The organism is Streptomyces sp. NPDC028305, assembly GCF_055569495.1.
Genome location: NZ_JBVHTN010000006.1, coordinates 182613 through 200622, shown reverse-complemented (window position 1 = coordinate 200622; position 18010 = coordinate 182613). Strand labels below are relative to the sequence as shown.

The window sequence follows — 18010 nt, the reverse complement described above, 5'->3', positions numbered from 1 at the left end:
CCATGGGCTTGTTCGTCTTCCTCCCCCTGATGCTGCCGCTGACGGCGCTGCCGATCGCGCGCCTGGCCGAGCAGCATCTGCATCCGCGGGCCGCCACCCGACTGCTGTCGCTGGTCGGGGGCGTGCTCGCGCTGTGCTCCACGCTGTGCCTGGTGCTGCTGGTCGTCGTCGGCACGGCCCAGCTGCCGGGCAATCCGCTCCCGGACGGCTGGTCCGACCCCGAGGTGCGGGCCGCCGTGCCGTACGACGAGGTGGCCGGGAAGGCCGCGATCGGCGCGCTGGCCGTGGTGGCCGCCGGCTGCACGGGCACCCTGGTGCGGCATGTGACGGTGCGGCGGCGGGCCCAGGCCGCGCTGGCCGGTATGCCGGAGTCGCCGGTCGCGGTGCTGCCCGACGGCAAGGCGTACGCGTATGCCCTGCCCGGCGGGCCCGGCGCGTGCCGCGACCGGGGGCGGGTCGTGGTGTCCACCGCGATGCTGGACTGTCTGAACGCGCGCGAGCGCAAGGCGCTGATCGCCCATGAGCGGGCCCATCTGACCGGACGGCACCATCGCTACCTTCTGGTGGCCCAGCTGGCGGCGCGGGCGAACCCCCTGCTGTACGCGCTCCAGGCCGCGGTGGCCTACTGCGCGGAGCGGTGGGCGGACGAGGAAGCGGCCGGGGCGGTGGGGGACCGCAGGGTGATGGCGCGGGCGGTCGGCAAGGCGGCGCTGGTCTCGCAGGGCACGCCCGCCCCCACGCTGGCCGGATTCGCCGCCCCCGGGCCGGTGCCCCGGCGGGTGGCGGCGCTGCTCGGCCCGGTGCCGCCCGCCCGGTGGTGGCCGCCGGTGGCCACCGCGGCGGGGCTGGCCGCCTGGATCGCGGCCGCCGGGACCGCCGCGTCCGCGCTGTCCTCGGCGAACGCGGCGGTGGCGCTGTTCCTCGTCCTCCATGCGGCCACCCCGCTGTGACCGGCGGGCCGCCTGTGGCGCTTACCGGTCGAATTACAGGTCGAACTCGGCCGGCGGCAGCTCCAGGGCGAAACAGGCCTCACGGACGACGGCCTGCTCGGTCTTGTCGAAGTCGCCGTCCGCGCCGCCGATGACGATGCCGATCTGGATGACGGCCCGTGCCTCGGCGGGCTTCTTCTTCGCCTTGGCGACCTCCTGGAGGAGGCTCACCTTGCCGAAGTCGAAGTCGGCCATGAGCTTGTTGAGGTAGTCGTTGAAGCGGCGCTGGAGGTCGTCCGCGGGGAAGTTCTGCAACACCTCGTTGGTGGCGATGAGCTGGGCGACGCGCTGCCGCTCGGACGGGTCGACGCTGCCGTCGGCCGCCGCGACCAGGGCGCACATCGCCATGCTCGCGTCGCGGAACGCCCCGCTCTTCAGGTCGTTCTTCTTCGCGACGAGCTGGGTCTGCATCGTCTGGGCGGAATCCTTGATGCGATCCCACAGGGCCATGAGAACTCCGTACGTGTGTTGTCTCTACAGTGTTGTAAAAGCTAGCAGGGGTGTTTGGCGTGGGTTGTGGCGGCCGGTCCGGCCGTGGACTCAGTCTTCCTCTTCGTCCTCGAAAGCGTCACCGATCTCGTCGACGACCTCGGCCGCGACCATGCCGCCGACGATGCCGACCGCGACCCCCGCCGCGACGCCCGCGACCACGGCGCCGGTGCTGGGGCCGGAGCGGCGGTGGCCGTCGTGCCCGTGGCTGTCGTGCCCGTGCTCGCCGTGTCCGTAACCCCCGTGACCCCCGTGACCGTGTCCGTACCCGTCCTGGTGGCCGTAACCCTGTCCGTAGGGTGCGCCGTGCGCGCCGCGGCTGTCGACCATCTGCCGCACCCAGGCGTCGACCTCGGCCGTCCAGTCGCGGTGCTCGGCCCCCTCGTGGCCGACGGTGAAGCGGTTGAGGGCGTCATGGCCGCCGGAGAACAGCCCGCCGCGCTTGTCGGCCTCCAGGACGACCTCCATGCCGCCGGGGTGGGCGAGGAAAGTGACCTCGATCTCGTTGACCGCGTGGGCGTACTGCGGGGCGGGGGTGAGCTCGATCTCCTGGTAGAACGGCAGCGTCTGGCCGGTGCCGCCGATGTGCCCCAGCTCCAGATCCGCCGACTTGAAGCCGAAGCCGAGCTGCCCGAACGCCTCCAGGATGGCCTCCTGCGCGGGCAGCGGGCCCACGGTCAGCTGGTCCAGGTCGCCCTTGTCCTTCGCGCCGGCCACCGCGAGCTCGGTGCGCACGCCCATGATGATGCCCAGCGGCTGCCCGTACAGCTCGGTGACGGGCGTCTCCCACGGGATGTGGACGGAGAAGGGCACGCTCATGTGCTCCCCCTCGGCGAGCCGGAACCCGCCGCCGACCGTGAAGCGGTCGAAGGCGACGACGCCCTCGCTCTCCCCGTCCTCGTGCTCGGCCTCGACCCGGGCCACCAGTTCCAGGGTGATCTGCTCGATCTGGAAGTCCGAGGACCCACCCTTGAGGTGGACCTGCCCGCTCAGCACGCCACCGGGACGGACCGGCCCGCCCTCGAGGACCGTGTCCACGGTGGGGCCGCCGACACCGAGCGAGCCGAGCAGTCGTTTGAACACCATCGCGGCGTTCACTCCTTCACAAGTATTCTGGTCCCCGTCGTTTTTCTACACGCATGTAGAAGCATAGAGCGGGCGCCGCCCCCCGGGAATGCTTTACCATCTCTTTACGCTGAATGAGGGACGATCCCTCCCCGAACCATGAGGGCCTACCCGGCCCACCGAGCGAAGAAAAGGAGCGGCGGACCCGCCATGGGTGAACCTCCCAGTACCGGCCGTGCCATACCCCTGCGGCATTCGAGCGACGCGCGGGGGGTGGCACGGTGACCGAGGTCCTGCTGCTCCTCCTGGCCCTGCTCCTCACCCTGGCCTGCGCGGTCTTCGTGGCCGCCGAGTTCTCGCTGACCACCGTCGAGCGCGGTGAGCTGGAGCGCGCCGTCGAGGCGGGCGAGCGCGGCGCCGAGGGCGCGCTGGCGGCGGTGCGCCGGCTGACCTTCCAGCTGTCCGGTGCCCAGCTGGGCATCACCGTCACCTCCCTGGTGATCGGCATGCTCGCCGAGCCGTCCCTGGCCGCGCTGCTGCGCGGTCCGCTGAGCGCCGCCGGCCTGGGCGGGGCCGCCTCCTCGGTGGCCACCGTGCTGGGCGTGGCCCTGTCCACCGTGGTGCTGATGGTGGTCGGCGAGCTGGTCCCCAAGAACTGGGCCATCTCCCGCCCGCTGGCCGTGGCCAAGGTCGTGGCCGGCCCCCAGCGCGGCTTCACCGCCGCCTTCTCGCCGTTCATCCGCCACCTCAACAACGCCGCCAACCGGTTCGTACGCCGTCTCGGCCTGGAGCCCGCGGAGGAGCTGGCCGGCGCCCGCACCCCGGAGGAGCTGGTGGCCCTGGCCCGCCATTCCGCCGCGCAGGGGGCCATCGAGCCGGACTCGGCCGAGCTGTTCGTCCGCACGCTCCACCTGGGTGAGCTGACCGCGGAGAACGTGATGACCCCGCGCGTGGACGTCCGGGCCCTGGAGGCCCACGCCACGGCCGCCGACGCCGCCAACCTCACCTTCGCCACCGGCCTGTCCCGCTTCCCCGTCTACCGCGACAGCCTCGACGAGGTCATCGGCACCGTCCACATCCGCGACGTCCTCGCCCTGGACGCCGCCAAGCGCGCCGCCACCCCCGTCACCGACCTGATCACCCCGCCGCTGCTGGTGCCCGACACCCTGCCCGTCGGCACGCTGCTCCAGCGCCTGCGCGCCGAGCGCGTCATGGCGGTGGTCATCGACGAGTACGGCGGGACCGCCGGGGTGGCCACCGTCGAGGACATCGTCGAGGAGGTCATCGGCGAGGTCCGCGACGAGCACGACCCCCTCAACCCGCCCGACCTGCTGCCCGCGCCGCCCACCGACGACGGCCGCGCCGTCTGGGAGGCCGACGGCGGCGTCCGCCTCGACGAGCTCGCCGCCATCGGCCTCGCCGCGCCCGACGGCCCGTACGAGACCCTGGCCGGGCTGCTCGCCACCCGCCTGGCGCGCATCCCCGCCGAAGGCGACACCGTCCACCTGGACGGCTGGGAGCTGACCGTCCTCGACGTCGACCACCACCGCGCCGACCGCGTCACCATCACCGCCCCGGCGACCCCCGCCACCGAGCTCGCCACGGACGAGGTCACCGACAGGGGCACAGACAAGATCACAGTCAAGGAGGAGGCCCGATGACCGTCCTACAGCTGGCCATCGGCGCCTTCACCCTGCTCACCAACGCCTTCTTCGTCGGCGCCGAGTTCGCCCTGATCTCCGTGCGCCGCAGCCAGATCGAACCCGCCGCGCAGGCGGGCGGGCGGCGCGCCCGCACCGTGCTGTGGGCGCTGGAGCACCTGTCCGCCCTGCTGGCCACCGCCCAGCTGGGCATCACCATCTCCTCGCTGGTCCTGGGCGCGGTCGCCGAACCGGCCATCGCGCATCTGCTGGAGCCCGGCTTCGACGCGGTGCACGTCCCACAGGGCCTGGTGCACCCGATCGCCTTCGTGGTCGCCCTGACCGCGGCCACCTATGCGCACATGCTCATCGGCGAGATGGTCCCCAAGAACATCGCCCTCGCCGCGCCCGAGCGCACCGCGCTGCTGCTCGGCCCGCCCCTGGTGGCCGTCACCCGCGCGCTGCGCCCCGTCGTCTTCGGCATCAACGCCTTCGCCAACACGCTGCTGCGGCTGCTGAAGGTCGAGCCCAAGGACGAGGTCGAGTCCGTCTTCACCGACGCCGAGCTGATCCGGCTGGTCCGCGACTCCAGCGACGCGGGCCTGCTGGACCCCACCGGCAGCGAGCGGCTGCGCGACGCCCTGGAGCTGGGCACCCGCCGGGTCGGCGACATCCTGGTGCCGCTGGACGAGATGGTCACCGTCGGCCCCGAGGTCACCCCCGACCAGCTGGAGCGCGCCGCAGCCGCCTCCGGCTACTCCCGGCTGCCGGTCCTCGCCCCGGCCGGGGCGGTGCTCGGCTATCTGCACATCAAGGACACCCTCGGGGCGACCGACCGCGACAAACCCTTCCCGGGCACCGCGCTGCACGCCGTCACCCGGGTGCGCGCCGACACCCCGCTGGACGACACCCTCACCGCGATGCGCGCCGCGGGCACCCACCTGGCGGCGGTCACCGGCGACGGCGGGGCCGTGCTCGGCTTCGTCACGATGACGGATGTCCTGGACGAGCTGGTGGGCCCCGAGCCGTCCGCCGTCTAAACGCGGGAGCCGTCTAAGTATGTGGACACTGTCTTGCATACGAGACAGCGAGTCTGGAGGATGAGCCGACGGCACACGCGGGCATGGGCGGCAGGAGCGGGGAACTGGAGATGGGAATCGGCTCCTCGGCACTGCTGGTGTCGGCCGGCGTGGCCTCGGGGCTCGCCGGCTCGATCGCCGGTCTGGCCTCGCTGTTCAGCTACCCGGCGCTGCTCGCGGCGGGGCTGCCGCCGGTGGCGGCCAATGTGACCAACACGGTCGCGCTGTTCTCCAACACGGTGGGCACCGCGGCCGGGTCCCGGACCGAACTGCGCGGTCAGCGCGACCGTCTGCTGCGGCTCGCGGTCCTCTCCGCGCTCGGCGGCGCGGTGGGGGCCGCGCTGCTGCTCTCCACCCCGTCCTCGGCCTTCGAGGCCGTCGTGCCGTGGCTCATCGCGCTCGGCTCGGTGCTGATCCTGGTCCGCGACCCGCTGCGCCGCCTGGTGACCTCGCGGGCGCACGCCCTCGGCTCCGCCGCCCGCCCCACGCTCCCCATCGCCGCCGCGGTCCTGCTGGTCGGCCTGTACGGCGGCTACTTCGGCGCGGCCTCCGGCGTGCTGATGCTGGCGGTGCTCTCGCTCACCGCCGCCGCGGGCGAGCCGCTCCCGGTCACCAACGCCGTCAAGAACATCGCCACCGGCGCGGCCAACATCACCGCCGCGGTGGCCTACGCCTTCGTCGCGCCCGTGCACTGGGGCGCCGCCGTGGCGCTCGGCGTCGGCGCCCTCCTGGGCAGCTGGGTGGGCCCCGTGATCGTACGGCGGCTGCCCGAGACCCCGCTGCGCATCGCCATAGCCCTGGCCGGCCTCGGCCTCGCGGTCAGCCTCTGGTACCAGGGGTAGGCGAGTCCGAGGCCTCACTCGAGGGCTCACCCGACGAGGGCTGGGCCGACAGCCGGGCCGAGGGCCGGTCCGCGCGCACGGAGAACGCCGTGTACCCGGCCGTGGCCACGATCTCGTCCTTGACGAGCATCACGCTCGGCGGGACGGCCACACCCCCGACCCCGACGTCGTTCAGCGCCGTGATGCGCCACGCCTCCGCCCCGGTCCTGGTGTTCAGCGCCAGCAACCGGCCGAAGCGGTTGGAGAAGTACAGCTGTCCGTACTTCTCGGACCTCACCGGCGCGGACAGGCTCTCGACGTCCGTCGACCTCCGCCACAGCCTCCGGCCGGTGTCCGCGGACACGGCGCTGACCGCCCCGTTGTCCTGGACGAAGTAGACGACGCCGTTCAGCACGGTGGCCGAGCCGTACATGGTGTGGGACAGTGCGGTCCGCTCGGTCTCGCCGGTGCGCGGGTCCACACGGATCAGGGCGTTGTACGGCCGCACGTACCCCTCGTCGTACACGTCTTTCGCGGTCTGCGGCACGAGGAACACGGGCTGGTCGCGGAAGGCGCCGAGGAGCAGCGACTTCTTGGGGAGGGTGGCGAGTTCGTGCGGGGTGCCGTCAGCGGGGTCGAGGCGCAGCAGGGTGTACGGGCCCTCGACGGCCAGGCCGGAATCGTCGATGGGTGAGCAGAGGGCGTACGGGACGCCGCCCAGCACCGTCGGATCGCAGAACTTCCCCGCGAGCGCCGGCGACCGCCACAGCTGCCGACCCGACGTCCCGTACGCGATGAACTCCTGTTCCCCGTCCGCCAGCGTCAGCACCCCGCCGGGGAACAGGACCGCCGATCCGGACCCGCTCATCTGCTGTGTCCACCGCTGTTTCTTGGTGTCGGCGTCCAGCGCCACCACCTGCCGGCCCTGCCCTCCAGACTCCCGGTAGGCGTAGACGACCCCGTCCCGCACCCCGATCGGCCGCGCCTGCTGCGGGGAGTTTCCCCACCGCCACCGGACGCGACCGGTGGCGGCGTCCACCGCGGCGATGGTGAAGCCCGTTCCGCCGCAGTACAGGGTGGTGGCGTCGGACACACACCCGGACTTCTGGTAGCCCATCTGGGGGCCGGACGTGGTGACGCTCAGCGACGTGCGCCAGGGCTGCCAGCCCTTGGGCAGCGCCGCGGATGGCGTGGACGCGGTGGGCTGCGTCGTGTCCGGCGAGGGCGAGTCCGTCGCGAACATCACCGCCGCGACGGTCAGCCCGGCGAGGGCCAGGGTCGCGCCGATGACCGTGAGGATCAGCCGTCGGCGCCGCCGCCCGGCGGCGGGCTTGCCGGGGAGCGGGGGCGGTGGCGGCGGGGCCTGAAGGGCGCCTTCGGCGTCCGGGCCCTCGGCGTTCGGCCTTTTGACGGTCGAGCGGTCCGCGGCGGGGAAGTCGGGCAGCGCGTCGAGCATGCGGTGCAGCTCGGTCAGATCGGGCCGCTTCGCCGGGTCCTTGTCCAGGCAGCGCTCGGCGATCGCCGCGAGCGGCCTGGGGACCCCGGCCAGCGTCGGGTGCTCGTACATCACCTGATAGCCCGACACGTACGGGCTGTCGGAGTCGAACGGCGCGGTGCCCGTGACCGCGTACACCAGCAGCGACCCCAGCGAGAACACGTCCGAGGCCGCGGTGACGCCCCGGGGTGTGCGCAGTTGCTCGGGCGACATGAAGGGCGGGGTGCCCAGCACCCTCCCGACGGTGACGGTGAGCGTCTGGTTGTCGGCGGCGCGCGAGATGCCGAAATCGATGACGCGCGGACCGTCCCCGGCCATCAGGATGTTGGAGGGCTTCAGGTCCCGGTGCACCACCCCGACCTTGTGGATGTCGCGCAGCGCCTCGACGAGACCCAGCCCCAGCCGCCGCAGATCCCGCCCGCCCAGCGGGCCTTTCTCGCGTACGACCTCGCTCAGGGTGGGGCCGGGCACGTACAGCGTGGCCATCCAGGGCCGCGCGGCGTCCGGATCGGCGTCCACCACCGGGGCGGTGAACGCCCCGCTCACCTTGCGGGCCGCCGCGACCTCCTGCCGGAAGCGGGTCCGGAACTCCTCGTCCTGCGCGTACTGTTCGTGCACGAGCTTGACCGCGACCTGCCGCCCCGAGTCCGAGCGCCCGAGATAGACGACGCCCATGCCGCCCGCGCCGAGCCGGTCGGTCAGGGTGTAGCCGCTTATGGATTCAGGGTCCCCGGCGCTCAGCGGCATCGCTCGCCCATCCTCTTTCTCCCGTTTCGTCCCGCCCGAACGGCTTTGCCAGGTAACCAGGTTAGGGCCGGCGGGCCCGCCTGACCGGTCGGCCACGCCCGAACCGCCGACGTGCCGCGTCAGTGAGGCGTTAGTGAGACGTTAGCCCACTGCGCTCGGCCGGGGGTCACCCCCTGTTCGGACAGACTCCCCGCCGAGACCTCCGGTGCCGCGCCGACCCCACCCACTCCACGAAACGGCTGGTGGCGCACGTTAAGGTAAGCCTTACCTAATGCGAGGAGGGGTTTGTTGTGCGTGTGCGCAGAGCCGGGGCCAGGGCCCTGCCGGCCGTGGCCGTGACCATGGCCGTGACCGTCGTGGGCGGACTGCTGGCCGGGTGCTCCACGGGCGGTGGCGGCGCGGACGGCACCGACAAGGGATCCCGCAACCTGGTGGCGGGCGCGTCGACCGGCCCGACGGCCGCCCCCAGCCGACTGGCCCCCGGCATGGGCGCCGAGGAGCCGGACGGCACCTTCCCGCGCACCGTCAAGCACGTCGTCGGCACCACCGAGGTCAGGAAGGCCCCCGCCCGGATCGCCGTCCTGAGCACCGGGCAGCTGGACGACCTGCTGACCCTCGGCGTCACCCCGACCGCCGCCACCCGCGCCGAGAACGGCGGGCTGGTCCCCGGCTATCTGCGGACCGCGTTCCCGGACCGGCGCGAGCGGCTGGCCGAGATGACCGACGTCGGCACGCGCAACGCGCCGAACCTGGAGGCCCTCTCCGCGGCCCGCCCGGATCTGATCCTGGCCAACGCCAGCCTCAAGGCGCTCTATCCGAAGCTGTCGAAGATCGCCCCCACCGTGCTGACCCAGGGCCAGGGCATCAACTGGAAGCGCGACCTGCTGCTCGTCGGCGCCGCCGTCGGCAAGGGCGAGCGGGCGCGGAAAGTCCTGGACGCCTACGAGAAGAAGGCCGCCGCGGACGGTGTGTCCGGCGCGACCGGCGCGGCCGGCGTATCCATGGTTCGCTTCACCGCCGACCGGACCCGGATGTTCGGCGTCTCCTCCTTCACCGGATCCATCGCCGTGGACATGGGCCTGTCCCGGCCCGCGTCCCAGCGGTTCCGGGCGATCTCACAGGACATCAGCGCCGAGCGGATCGACATCGCCGACGGCGGCTGGATCTTCTATTCGGTCCAGGGCGACCCGGCGAAGACGGACGCCGGCAGCGTGCTGGCCGGGCCGCTGTGGAAGTCGCTCAAGGCGGTCAAGGCCGGACACGCGGTCCGGGTCGACGACGACGCCTGGTACCTCAACGCCGGTCCCACCGCCGCCCGTCTGGTCGCCGACGAACTGGCCGACTCGCTCGGCGGCACGTCCGAGTAGCGCCCAGTGGCCCCTCCTCCCCGCACCCGGCCCGTGCGTACCCGGCCCGTCCGTACCCGCCTCGGGTGGCTGCTCGCCGCGGGCGCGCTCACCCTCGCCGCGGTCACCGCCAGCCTCGCCGTCGGCACCCGCCCCATCCCCCCGGCCACCGTCTGGGACGCCCTGCTGCACGGCGGCGCCACCCCCGACGCGCTGGTCGTACGGACCCTGCGGGTGCCGCGCGCCGCGGTCGGGGTCACCGCCGGGGCCGCGCTCGGCCTGGCGGGTGCCGCGCTCCAGGCCATCACCCGCAACCCGCTCGCCGACCCGGGCATCCTCGGGCTCAGCCAAGGCGCCTCGGCCGGGGTCGTGCTGGCCATCGTGTCCGGGCTGGCTGGCGGCTTCAACGGCTATGTCTGGTACGCCTTCGGCGGGGCGATCACCGCCGCCTGCCTGGTGTACCTGGTGGCGCTGCGCAGCCGGGGCGGGGCCACGCCCGTCAAGCTGGCGCTCGCCGGGACGGCGCTGTCCGCGATGGTGGCCGGCGCCACCTCCGTCCTGCTGACCGCGGACTCCGCGACCCTGGACCAGTACCGCTTCTGGCAGGTGGGCTCCCTCAGCGGGCGCGACAGCGGGACCGTCACCCAGATGCTGCCGTTCCTGGCCGTCGGCGCCCTGATCGTCGTCGCCCGCGCCCGCGGCCTGGACGCGCTCCTCCTCGGCGACGAGACCGCCCGCGCGCAGGGCCACCGCGTGGGGCTGATCCGCGTCACGGCGGCGCTCGGCGCGGCCCTGCTGACGGCCGCCGCCGTGGCCGCCGCGGGCCCGGTGGCCTTCGTCGGCCTGGCCGCGCCCCATCTCGCCCGCCGCCTCGCCCGGGGCAGCGGCGGCGGCTACGGCTTCGTCCTGCCGCTGTCCGCGCTGCTCGGCGCGAGCCTGCTGCTGGCCGCCGATGTCGCGGGCCGCGTGGTGCTCGCCCCGGCGGAGGTCCCGGCCGGGGTGATGACGGCGCTGGTGGGGGCGCCGGTGCTGGTGGCGCTCGTACGACGCAGGGGCGTGGCGGGGTGAGCGGGATGAGCGGGGTGAGCGCGGCACCGGGGACGCGCCGCGACCCGGGGCCAGGCCGGGCGAGCGGAACGCTCGTGCTGCGCCGCGGCCCGTACTCGATCACCCTGCACCGCCGCTCGCTGCTGGTCGCCGCCATCCTGCTGGTGCTGCTTGCGGGCGCGCTGGTCGCGGCGGCCTGCGTCGGTCAGCCGTTCGTCCCGCCCGGCGAGGTCTGGCGGATCCTGCGCGGCGAACCCAGCCGGGACGCGCTCGTGGTCGGCGAACTCCGCGTCCCCCGGGCCGTGCTGGGCGCCCTGGTCGGCGCCGCGCTCGGGCTGTCCGGAGCGCTCATCCAGAGCGTCACCCGCAACCCGCTGGCCAGCCCCGACGTCATCGGCGTCAGCCACGGCGCGGCGGCCGCCAACGTGACCGCGCTCGCCACCGGCCTGGTCACCTCGCCCGGCGCCCTCCCGCTGGTCTCCGCCGTCGGTGGGCTCGCCGCGGCCGCCCTCGTCTACGTACTCGCCTGGCGCGGGGGAACGGCGCACTCGGGCCGGTTCGTGCTGACCGGGACGGGGATCGGGGTGGCGCTCTCCGCGATCGTGCAGCTGTACGCGAGCGAGAGCGAGCCGTCCCAGGCCGAGCAGGTCAAACTCTGGCTGACCGGCAGTCTCAACGGCCGTGGCTGGGCGGAGGCCGAGCCGCTCGCGCTGGCCCTGCTGCTGGCGCTGCCCGCGCTGGTGCTCGCCGCCCGCGCGCTGCGGGTGACCGGGCTCGACCCCGACACGGCCGCCGGGCTCGGCGTCCCGGTGGCCCGCGTCCGCCTCGGGCTCACCGCCCTCGGCGCCCTGCTCGCCGCGGCGGCCGTGGCGGCGGCGGGCCCGATCGGCTTCATCGCCCTCACCGCCCCCCAGCTCTCCCGCCGCCTCACCCGCACCCCCCACCTTCCCCTCGCCACCTCGGCCCTGACCGGCTCCGTCACCCTCGTCCTCGCCGACCTGGCCGCCCGCACCGCGCTGCCCCCGCTGGAGATCCCGGCGGGCGCCCTGACCGCGGCGGTCGGGGGCCCGTACTTCCTATGGCTCCTGACCCGCCGCTGAACGGCAGAAGCGGCAGCCGTCCCAGTACGGCAGGGCGCTCAGCACCCGGTGCGGTACGCACGAGGCGACCGCGGCTCCGTCCGGCCCGGGGAAGACACCGCCATGGCCGCGTACGGCGTCGGCCGGGTCGAACGCCTCGACCATGGCCCTGAACCGCCGCAGATACCCCTCCGCGAACGGCGGCTCGTACCCCAGCTCGTCCCAGCGGTGCCGGCGCAGCGCGAGGTCGACGACGCGCCCCACGAAGTCCTTGGCCCGGGCCCGCTCGGCGCGGGTCGCCCCCCAGTCGATCTCCTCCAGGTCGAATCCGACGGCGCCCCGCCCCATGACGTTCTGGTCCTGAAGGGTCAGGAGGGCGGCGAAGCGGAAGTCCCACGGGTCGCGCGCGAGATCGGAGACGGCGAGTGTCAGGACGTCGAGGAAGACATCCGTCCCCCCGTTGGACAGCGAGAGCCCGCCGCCACCGCCGCCCCCGAACCCCCCGAACACGTTGCCCACCCGCGCCACGGTACGCGGCGCTCAGGGGTGCATACGGGCCCCCTTGAGCACCTTGTCGACCGCGTTGCGCGGCCCGTACACGGCGAGCCCCACCAGATCCAGCTGGTCCTTCGGCACCGCCCGCACCGCCGCGCGGTTGTCCCGGTCGTTGCCGGTGGCGAAGAGGTCGGAGGTGAACACGGCCCGGGGGAGCGCGCGGGACAGGGCGCGGGTGTGCGCCGCGGTCAGCGTCTCCTTCGTCCCCTCGAAGACCAGGACGGGCTGGCGGAACATCGGCAGGTAGGCGGTGCCGTCGGCGTCGGCGTACGGCTCGCCGATCACTTCGGGCAGCTCCGAGCCGAGGCCGCTGACCAGGAACGCGGTCACATTCAGCCGCTGCCAGGTCGGCAGGTCCTCCCGCAGCACCACGGCGATCTTGGTGTCGAATCGTACGGGCGTGGTCTCAGTCGTCATGGTCGTCATGCTTGTCGTGCTCGTCATGCTCCGAGGCTGCCGAGCACCCCGCCGTACCGTCTTGTACGTTTCTTGCATGGTGTCCCGGCACGAGGTGTCCGCGTGGCGCCCGCGGGTGCCGGGCGTCGTGGAGGTCTTCCACGCCCACTTCACCGAGCACGCGTACCCGATGCACGTCCACGACGTGTGGACGCTGCTGATCGTCGACAATGGCGCGGTCCGCTACGACCTGAACCGCCGCGAGTGCGGCACCCCGCACGACACGGTGTCCCTGCTGCCCCCGCAGGTCCCGCACAACGGCTCGCCCGCCACCCCGCAGGGTTTCCGTAAACGCGTCCTCTACCTGGACCTGTCCCAGCTGGACGAGGGCCTCATCGGCCCGGCGGTGGACCACCCCGACATCGTCGACCCGCTCCTGCGCCGCCGCATCGGGCAGCTGCACGCGGCGTTGACGCGGCCCGGCGACGAACTGGAGGCGGCCAGCCGTCTCGCCCTGATCGGCGAGCGGCTGCGCGGACACCTGCTGCCCCGGCTCGCCGCCACCCCGCCCGACTCCGACCCGGGCGTGGCCCACAGCCTGCGGGAACTCCTCGACGAGCGGCTGTTCGACGGCATGACCCTGGACGAGGCGGCCACGCTGGTGCCCGCCCACCCCACCCATCTGGTCCGGGCGTTCAGCACGGCCTTCGGGATCGCCCCGCACCAGTACCTGATGTCCCGGCGCGTCGACCACGCCCGACGGCTGCTCCTCGACGGCCGACCGCCCGCGGAGGTGGCCACCGCGGTGGGCTTCTACGATCAGTCGCACCTGACCAGGCACTTCAAGCGGTTTGTGGGCGTCACCCCGGGCCGCTACGCCCGGAACGCCGTCGTCACGACGGTCATCCGCTGACCGTCAGGCTGGAGTTCCCACTGCTCTGATAGCCCTCCGTCGCGAGGATCATGTAGTACTTGAACGTGCCGAGGCCCATTCCGGAACGGGCCCATGCGTCGAAGTGGTTGCCCGTGGTGATGGTCCCGCCCGTGCGCTTCGACTGCCGGACGCTCCAGTACTGGTTGAAGGTCCGAGTGCCCTCGACGGAGGGCGCGTTGTAGCGCGTCGTCTGGTAGATGTCGTACGTACCGCCGTCACTGGTGACCGCGCCCTTGTACGTGCCCGTGGGCCGATAAGTGCCCCAGCTGTCGACGACGTAATACTCCACGAGCGGATTCGAGGTCCACCCGTAGAGCGCTAAATATCCATTGCCGGACGGATTGAAGCTGCCCGAGTAGCTCACATTCCTGCGTCCGCCGGTGCTCCAGCCCTTACCGCAGACAAAATTGGAGCAGTTGGTCCACGAGGTCCGGTAACTGCCGCCGGACGCCAGGGTCATGGAGACCGAGCCACCGCCGTCGGTCCAGAACGAATAGTAGAAGCCGTTGTTGGTGCCGGTCTGGTTGGTGGTGATCGTCGTGTCGGCGCGCGCGGTGCCCGGGACCATCAACCCGGAGGTGACCAGTGCCAGGGCGCCGGCCCGGCCGATGAAGCCTCTGCGGCTGGTCGGGCGGGCGGGGGCGTCGTCCTCGTGCATGATGCTCCTCCTCATGAAGCTGACGGGCCGTTGATGCCGACAGTGTTGAACCGGCTCCATGGGGTGTCAACAGTTTCCGCAAGGGTTCCGGAAGGCCGGACTTGATCAGGGATCTTCTGAAAAAGCATTTCACCTGGTGGCGGGGTCGACACATTGATCAATTCAAGACGAATAACGAAAACCCCAGTGCCGTGGGCCAGGATTCGAGCCGATATACCGAAAACTTTTCGGAGATATTCCGGATCACGCTGTCCGATCACAACGGGGCGGAGTCCCTGCCCCAGACGAAGACCTCGGAGCTCGGCTGACGTTCCGAGAACCGGCCCGCCGGGGAGGCCGCCCCCAGCAGTCCGCGCAGGTCCGCCTCGAACGCATCACGGCGCGTGCCGAACAGATGCGGAGCCGAGAAGGACATCGAGAACACCCCCGCGACGACATCGTCCGGCGTGCGTTCCAGCGCCTGCCCGCCGGGAACGACCACGCGCCGGGGACCGGAGAACCCCGCCCGCGCGAGCACCGCCGCCTCGCCACCCGGCGTTCCCTGCGGCAGCACCCCCCGGCCGGCCCGTCGGACCGGCCCCAGATAGCGCCTGACCAGTTCGTCGATCGCCGCATAGGGCACCGCGGGATACGGGAGACCGTCCACGCTGCGGATCTCCGTCTTCAAGTCCGAGACATGCACCAGCGCCCCGCCCGGCCGGAGCATGCCCCTGACGGTCGCCGCCACCAGGTCGCGATCCATCCAGTGGAAGGACTGCGCGAAGGTGGCCACGGTGAAGGAGCCGAGATCCGCGGGCAGATCCTCGGCCCGGATCCGCACCCACCGCGCCTTTCCGGCCACCCCCGCCTCGGCGGCCCCGCGCCCGGCTTCGTCGATCATCCCGCGGTCCGGGTCCACCCCGACCACCTCATGGAACACCTGCGCCAGACTCAGGGCCAGGGTGCCCGGCCCGCATCCCACGTCGATGAGGCGCCCCCGCCCGTCGAGCCGCAGCACCTCGGCGAGCACGTCCGCCAGCCCGGGGGCGTACGGGAGCCTCCCGCGCCGGTAGTAGGCCGCCGTGCCCGAGAACAAGGTGTCGTCCCACTCCCAGCCGTCCATCACGTCCATCACATCTGAGGGGCGTGCCGAGCCTGGTAGGCCGGAAATCGCACGAGGTCGGTGAAGTCCTGGTCGGCGTCGGGCCAACGGCCGCGCAGCAGGGCGGCGATGCGCTGGAGCCAGGCGGTGAGGTGGGGCAGGGCGCGGTGGCTTCGAGGGTGGCGACGAGCTGGGGGCGGCTGCGGTCGCCCGGTGGGCGGGCGTCCAGCAGGGCGAACCGCTCCAGGCGGAGGCGGGCGTCGGCCGGGCCGGAGGCATGCAGAAGGACGTTGTTGGCTTCCGCGTCCCCATTGCCGAGGGCGAGAAACGGCCCCGGGGCGGCCAGCTCATCCACCACCGCGCCGATCTCGGTGGCGGGTCCGGCCTCCAGCGGCACCCCGAGTCCCACGGCGTGCTCGATCCCCCTGTCGCGGTACGGGGCGAGCCGCCCGGCCCGGTCGGCCGCGGGGTCGACCGGCCCCAGCCCGGCCCGGCGCGCGTAGTAGTCCTCGGCCCGCCCGGCGGTGGCCGCGCCCAGCTCACCGAGGGCACGGGCGAAGGCGGCCAGCCGGTCGCCGTGGGCCGCCGCTCCGTCGCGCCGCAGCAGCCGGTCCAGGGTGGTGCGCGGCGCGAGGTCTTCCAGGACCACGAACCCGGCCGCCGCGTCGGCGGCGATGACGCGAGGGGCGAGGGCGATCCCGACGTCGTCCCGGAGAAACCGGAGCGCGGCCACCTCGGTACGCAACCGCCACCCGGCGTCACGCCCCTGGACGGGTCCGCCCTCGGCCCACTTGACGACAACGGAAGGCGCCACATCCGCACCTCGAACCCGCACCCGGGCCACGGCCCAGGGCTCCAGCCGCTCCCAGCGCTCGACGCCCAGCAGCTCCCTCAGGGCTGCGGCGCGGGCGCTGTCGCTCTCGCTCTCGCTGGGCTCGGGCATCCGCTCAACCTATGCACCGGCATCGCCGAACGCGACCGAATTAGCGGCGCGTTAGCCGGGCGGCAGTAGATCGTCAGCGCCGCCGAACAGGCTTGTTGTCACGGCCCCTGAAGGACGGGGATGAAGCCCGCGACAACAGGGGGACACATGTCATGCCATGCCGAACTCCGCCACCTCCGTAAGGTCGCCGCCGCCGCGGTGGTCGCCACCGTGGCAGCGTTCGCGCTGGCGGCATGCCAGGACACCGCGACCGCCAACGACGCGGCGCCCTCCGCCATCACGGTCGACGCCGTCGGCGGGGGCAAGTAGCGGGCGCGATGGCCACCGATGGAGATCTGGCCCGCGACCTGGACACGGCACCCCCGGCAGACTGCTTCCAGTGCTGCCGTTCTTTGAGGAGTTGCCATGCAGGTCGCCGTGGTCACCTTTGACGGGTTCAACGAGCTCGACAGCTTCATCGCCTCCGCGTTGATCAACCGCTGCCGCTCGACCCTTCGCGACAGCTGATCGGCGCGCAGTGCTCGGGCGCGCTGGTGCTCGCCCGGCTCGGGTTGCTGGACACCATGCCCGCCTGCACGGACATCAAGAGCCGGCCCTATGTCGAGGCTTGCGACGTCACCGTGCTGGACGCGCCGTTTCACGCCGAGGGGAACATCGCCACGGCGGGCGGCTGCCCGTCGTCCCAGTATCTCGCCGCGTGGGTGATCACCCGCACCCTCGGGGAGGCCGCCGCGCGCGACGTCATCGACTACGTGGCTCCGGTCGGCGAAAACCAGGAGACCGTCGAGCGCGCCATGCGGGCCCTGTCCGGCGGGCTCGTCACCGCCGGACAGGGCCGCATCCGCTCAACGCTCTGATTGCGGGTTACTGGTCGGTTCCGCCGTCGTAGGGGACGGCGTCCGCCGCGTCGGTGTGCCAGTTGGTGACGATGGGCTTGTCGACGGTGATGGTGTCGACGGGCAGGGAGACGGGGTTGGGGTCCTTGGCGCCGATGGCGACGATGATGCTGTTGAGTTCCTTGCCGCCGTTTTCGTTGGTGGTCTTGGGGTTGACCCCGGCGTAGGCGGTGGTTCCCTTGCCGAGGGTGACCGCTTCGCCTACGGCTTGTTCGGCGGGGCCGGCTTCGGTGCCGTCCGATCCGAAGGCCACGGTGGGGAGTTCGGCGGGCAGGACGCAGGTGATCCCGGGCTTGGCCTTCGCGATGATCAGGATGTATCCGCCGGCCTGCGTCTCGGACCTGGTGCTCCAGGAAATGTCGTTGGCCCCGCACTCCTGCCCGACTGCGGCCTTCTCGCCGTTGCCGACGTCGGCGCCGGAGCCGTCGCCCTTCGTGCCGGAGGACTTGCCGTTGCTGTCGCTGTTGCTGTTGCCTGCGGTCGATGAGCCGGAGGCGGTGTCCTTGCCGGCCTCGGCCTCGGCCTTGGCGGAGGAAGACGAGTCACCCGACTGACCACTCGCGTCGTCCGAGTTCTGACAAGCGGTGGCGAGCATCGCGGCAGCCACCAGCAGACTGGCACCGGCGAACGTACGGACTCGGGTGCGCGTGGTACGCATGGGAAGACTTCCTTGTCATGAGTGGAACGGTGCGCCCGGCGACGTTTCGCTCGGTCTGGTAGTCAGCTTGCCGACGGCCGCTATCGTTTCGT

At 72.6% G+C, this 18010-nt stretch carries 18 protein-coding genes and 1 pseudogene; 11 read left to right on the top strand and 8 right to left on the bottom strand.

Translation table 11 applies throughout. From position 1 onward, the window contains the following. The first annotated feature begins 2 nt into the window (after positions 1-2). Positions 3-950: a M56 family metallopeptidase gene (locus ACZ4WQ_RS26295; protein ID WP_385347295.1), complete on the top strand. Its 948-nt coding sequence runs from the start codon at positions 3-5 to the stop codon at positions 948-950. A 33-nt stretch (positions 951-983) separates the two neighbouring features. On the opposite strand, the gene ACZ4WQ_RS26290 is transcribed toward ACZ4WQ_RS26295, so the two are convergent. Both ACZ4WQ_RS26290 and ACZ4WQ_RS26285 read right to left on the bottom strand, forming a co-directional pair. Continuing rightward, the gene (locus ACZ4WQ_RS26290) at positions 984-1439 is read right to left on the bottom strand and encodes a tellurite resistance TerB family protein (RefSeq protein WP_311728507.1); all 456 of its coding nucleotides are present in this window, start codon (positions 1437-1439) and stop codon (positions 984-986) included. A 90-nt stretch (positions 1440-1529) separates the two neighbouring features. Continuing rightward, on the bottom strand, positions 1530-2564 hold the full coding sequence (locus ACZ4WQ_RS26285) for a sporulation protein (RefSeq protein WP_398375815.1): 1035 nt from the start codon (positions 2562-2564) through the stop codon (positions 1530-1532). Between the two features lie 260 nt (positions 2565-2824). Here ACZ4WQ_RS26285 and ACZ4WQ_RS26280 point away from each other — a divergent pair, with 260 nt between their 5' ends. The 3 genes from ACZ4WQ_RS26280 (at position 2825) to ACZ4WQ_RS26270 (ending at position 6104) form a co-directional block, all read left to right on the top strand. Continuing rightward, positions 2825-4204, top strand: a complete 1380-nt coding sequence (locus tag ACZ4WQ_RS26280) for a hemolysin family protein (RefSeq protein WP_398375817.1) — start codon at positions 2825-2827, stop codon at positions 4202-4204. After that, positions 4201-5223, top strand: a complete 1023-nt coding sequence (locus tag ACZ4WQ_RS26275) for a hemolysin family protein (protein ID WP_398375819.1) — start codon at positions 4201-4203, stop codon at positions 5221-5223. Before ACZ4WQ_RS26280 ends, ACZ4WQ_RS26275 begins: the two co-directional genes overlap by 4 nt. A 110-nt stretch (positions 5224-5333) precedes the next feature. Beyond that, positions 5334-6104, top strand: coding sequence for a sulfite exporter TauE/SafE family protein (locus ACZ4WQ_RS26270; RefSeq protein ID WP_311728503.1), 771 nt, complete (start codon positions 5334-5336; stop codon positions 6102-6104). Here ACZ4WQ_RS26270 and ACZ4WQ_RS26265 read toward each other — a convergent pair. After that, positions 6082-8325 carry a protein kinase domain-containing protein gene (locus tag ACZ4WQ_RS26265; RefSeq protein WP_468022460.1) on the bottom strand — a complete coding sequence of 748 codons (2244 nt, stop codon included), beginning with the start codon at positions 8323-8325 and terminating at the stop codon, positions 6082-6084. The two genes, ACZ4WQ_RS26270 and ACZ4WQ_RS26265, sit on opposite strands and share 23 nt — an antisense overlap. A gap of 290 nt (positions 8326-8615) precedes the next feature. Here ACZ4WQ_RS26265 and ACZ4WQ_RS26260 point away from each other — a divergent pair, with 290 nt between their 5' ends. From ACZ4WQ_RS26260 to ACZ4WQ_RS26250, 3 genes are read left to right on the top strand one after another with little or no spacing between them, the layout of a single operon-like run. Beyond that, positions 8616-9692, top strand: a complete 1077-nt coding sequence (locus ACZ4WQ_RS26260) for an ABC transporter substrate-binding protein (protein WP_361190478.1) — start codon at positions 8616-8618, stop codon at positions 9690-9692. A 33-nt stretch (positions 9693-9725) separates the two neighbouring features. Continuing rightward, the gene (locus ACZ4WQ_RS26255; RefSeq protein ID WP_361190476.1) at positions 9726-10739 is read left to right on the top strand and encodes a FecCD family ABC transporter permease; all 1014 of its coding nucleotides are present in this window, start codon (positions 9726-9728) and stop codon (positions 10737-10739) included. A 5-nt stretch (positions 10740-10744) separates the two neighbouring features. Next, on the top strand, positions 10745-11818 hold the full coding sequence (locus ACZ4WQ_RS26250) for a FecCD family ABC transporter permease (RefSeq protein ID WP_311728499.1): 1074 nt from the start codon (positions 10745-10747) through the stop codon (positions 11816-11818). On the opposite strand, the gene ACZ4WQ_RS26245 is transcribed toward ACZ4WQ_RS26250, so the two are convergent. Then, positions 11795-12316 carry a hypothetical protein gene (locus ACZ4WQ_RS26245; protein ID WP_398375827.1) on the bottom strand — a complete coding sequence of 174 codons (522 nt, stop codon included), beginning with the start codon at positions 12314-12316 and terminating at the stop codon, positions 11795-11797. The two genes, ACZ4WQ_RS26250 and ACZ4WQ_RS26245, sit on opposite strands and share 24 nt — an antisense overlap. 21 nt (positions 12317-12337) lie before the next feature. Then, positions 12338-12769 (bottom strand): DUF2000 family protein, encoded by a 432-nt coding sequence (locus tag ACZ4WQ_RS26240; protein ID WP_398375829.1) that lies wholly within the window; start codon positions 12767-12769, stop codon positions 12338-12340. A gap of 76 nt (positions 12770-12845) precedes the next feature. Here ACZ4WQ_RS26240 and ACZ4WQ_RS26235 point away from each other — a divergent pair, with 76 nt between their 5' ends. Further along, positions 12846-13661, top strand: coding sequence for an AraC family transcriptional regulator (locus ACZ4WQ_RS26235; protein ID WP_398375831.1), 816 nt, complete (start codon positions 12846-12848; stop codon positions 13659-13661). Here the strand turns inward: ACZ4WQ_RS26235 and ACZ4WQ_RS26230 are convergent. Both ACZ4WQ_RS26230 and ACZ4WQ_RS26225 read right to left on the bottom strand, forming a co-directional pair. Then, positions 13651-14340 (bottom strand): glycoside hydrolase family 11 protein, encoded by a 690-nt coding sequence (locus ACZ4WQ_RS26230; RefSeq protein ID WP_311728496.1) that lies wholly within the window; start codon positions 14338-14340, stop codon positions 13651-13653. The genes ACZ4WQ_RS26235 and ACZ4WQ_RS26230 overlap by 11 nt on opposite strands. A gap of 256 nt (positions 14341-14596) precedes the next feature. Next, positions 14597-15451 carry a class I SAM-dependent methyltransferase gene (locus ACZ4WQ_RS26225; protein WP_398375833.1) on the bottom strand — a complete coding sequence of 285 codons (855 nt, stop codon included), beginning with the start codon at positions 15449-15451 and terminating at the stop codon, positions 14597-14599. A 247-nt stretch (positions 15452-15698) separates the two neighbouring features. On the opposite strand from ACZ4WQ_RS26225, the gene ACZ4WQ_RS26220 reads away from it, so the two are divergent. From ACZ4WQ_RS26220 to ACZ4WQ_RS26210, 3 genes and pseudogenes are all read left to right on the top strand, one after another. After that, a complete protein-coding gene (locus ACZ4WQ_RS26220; RefSeq protein ID WP_398375835.1) occupies positions 15699-16433 on the top strand; it encodes a hypothetical protein in 735 nt (244 codons plus the stop codon). A 78-nt stretch (positions 16434-16511) separates the two neighbouring features. Then, positions 16512-16673: a hypothetical protein gene (locus ACZ4WQ_RS26215; RefSeq protein ID WP_385347319.1), complete on the top strand. Its 162-nt coding sequence runs from the start codon at positions 16512-16514 to the stop codon at positions 16671-16673. Positions 16674-16769: 96 nt separating this feature from the next. Beyond that, positions 16770-17221: pseudogene (locus tag ACZ4WQ_RS26210) on the top strand (hypothetical protein). Between the two features lie 7 nt (positions 17222-17228). On the opposite strand, the gene ACZ4WQ_RS26205 reads toward ACZ4WQ_RS26210, so the two are convergent. Next, positions 17229-17918 (bottom strand): DUF4232 domain-containing protein, encoded by a 690-nt coding sequence (locus ACZ4WQ_RS26205; RefSeq protein ID WP_398375836.1) that lies wholly within the window; start codon positions 17916-17918, stop codon positions 17229-17231. Between the last annotated feature and the right edge of the window lie 92 nt (positions 17919-18010).

Excerpts from the sequence above, each read along its gene's own strand:
- ACZ4WQ_RS26215 (WP_385347319.1), top strand. The coding sequence starts at position 16,512 with ATGTCATGCCATGCCGAACTCCGCCACCTCCGTAAGGTCGCCGCCGCC.
- ACZ4WQ_RS26220 (WP_398375835.1), top strand. The coding sequence starts at position 15,699 with ATGCAGAAGGACGTTGTTGGCTTCCGCGTCCCCATTGCCGAGGGCGAG.
- ACZ4WQ_RS26295 (WP_385347295.1), top strand. The coding sequence starts at position 3 with ATGGGCTTGTTCGTCTTCCTCCCCCTGATGCTGCCGCTGACGGCGCTG.
- ACZ4WQ_RS26290 (WP_311728507.1), bottom strand. The coding sequence starts at position 1,439 with ATGGCCCTGTGGGATCGCATCAAGGATTCCGCCCAGACGATGCAGACC.
- ACZ4WQ_RS26265 (WP_468022460.1), bottom strand. The coding sequence starts at position 8,325 with ATGCCGCTGAGCGCCGGGGACCCTGAATCCATAAGCGGCTACACCCTG.
- ACZ4WQ_RS26250 (WP_311728499.1), top strand. The coding sequence starts at position 10,745 with ATGAGCGGGGTGAGCGCGGCACCGGGGACGCGCCGCGACCCGGGGCCA.
- ACZ4WQ_RS26235 (WP_398375831.1), top strand. The coding sequence starts at position 12,846 with ATGGTGTCCCGGCACGAGGTGTCCGCGTGGCGCCCGCGGGTGCCGGGC.
- ACZ4WQ_RS26275 (WP_398375819.1), top strand. The coding sequence starts at position 4,201 with ATGACCGTCCTACAGCTGGCCATCGGCGCCTTCACCCTGCTCACCAAC.
- ACZ4WQ_RS26205 (WP_398375836.1), bottom strand. The coding sequence starts at position 17,918 with ATGCGTACCACGCGCACCCGAGTCCGTACGTTCGCCGGTGCCAGTCTG.
- ACZ4WQ_RS26270 (WP_311728503.1), top strand. The coding sequence starts at position 5,334 with ATGGGAATCGGCTCCTCGGCACTGCTGGTGTCGGCCGGCGTGGCCTCG.
- ACZ4WQ_RS26225 (WP_398375833.1), bottom strand. The coding sequence starts at position 15,451 with ATGGACGTGATGGACGGCTGGGAGTGGGACGACACCTTGTTCTCGGGC.
- ACZ4WQ_RS26240 (WP_398375829.1), bottom strand. The coding sequence starts at position 12,769 with ATGACGACTGAGACCACGCCCGTACGATTCGACACCAAGATCGCCGTG.
- ACZ4WQ_RS26285 (WP_398375815.1), bottom strand. The coding sequence starts at position 2,564 with ATGGTGTTCAAACGACTGCTCGGCTCGCTCGGTGTCGGCGGCCCCACC.
- ACZ4WQ_RS26230 (WP_311728496.1), bottom strand. The coding sequence starts at position 14,340 with ATGCACGAGGACGACGCCCCCGCCCGCCCGACCAGCCGCAGAGGCTTC.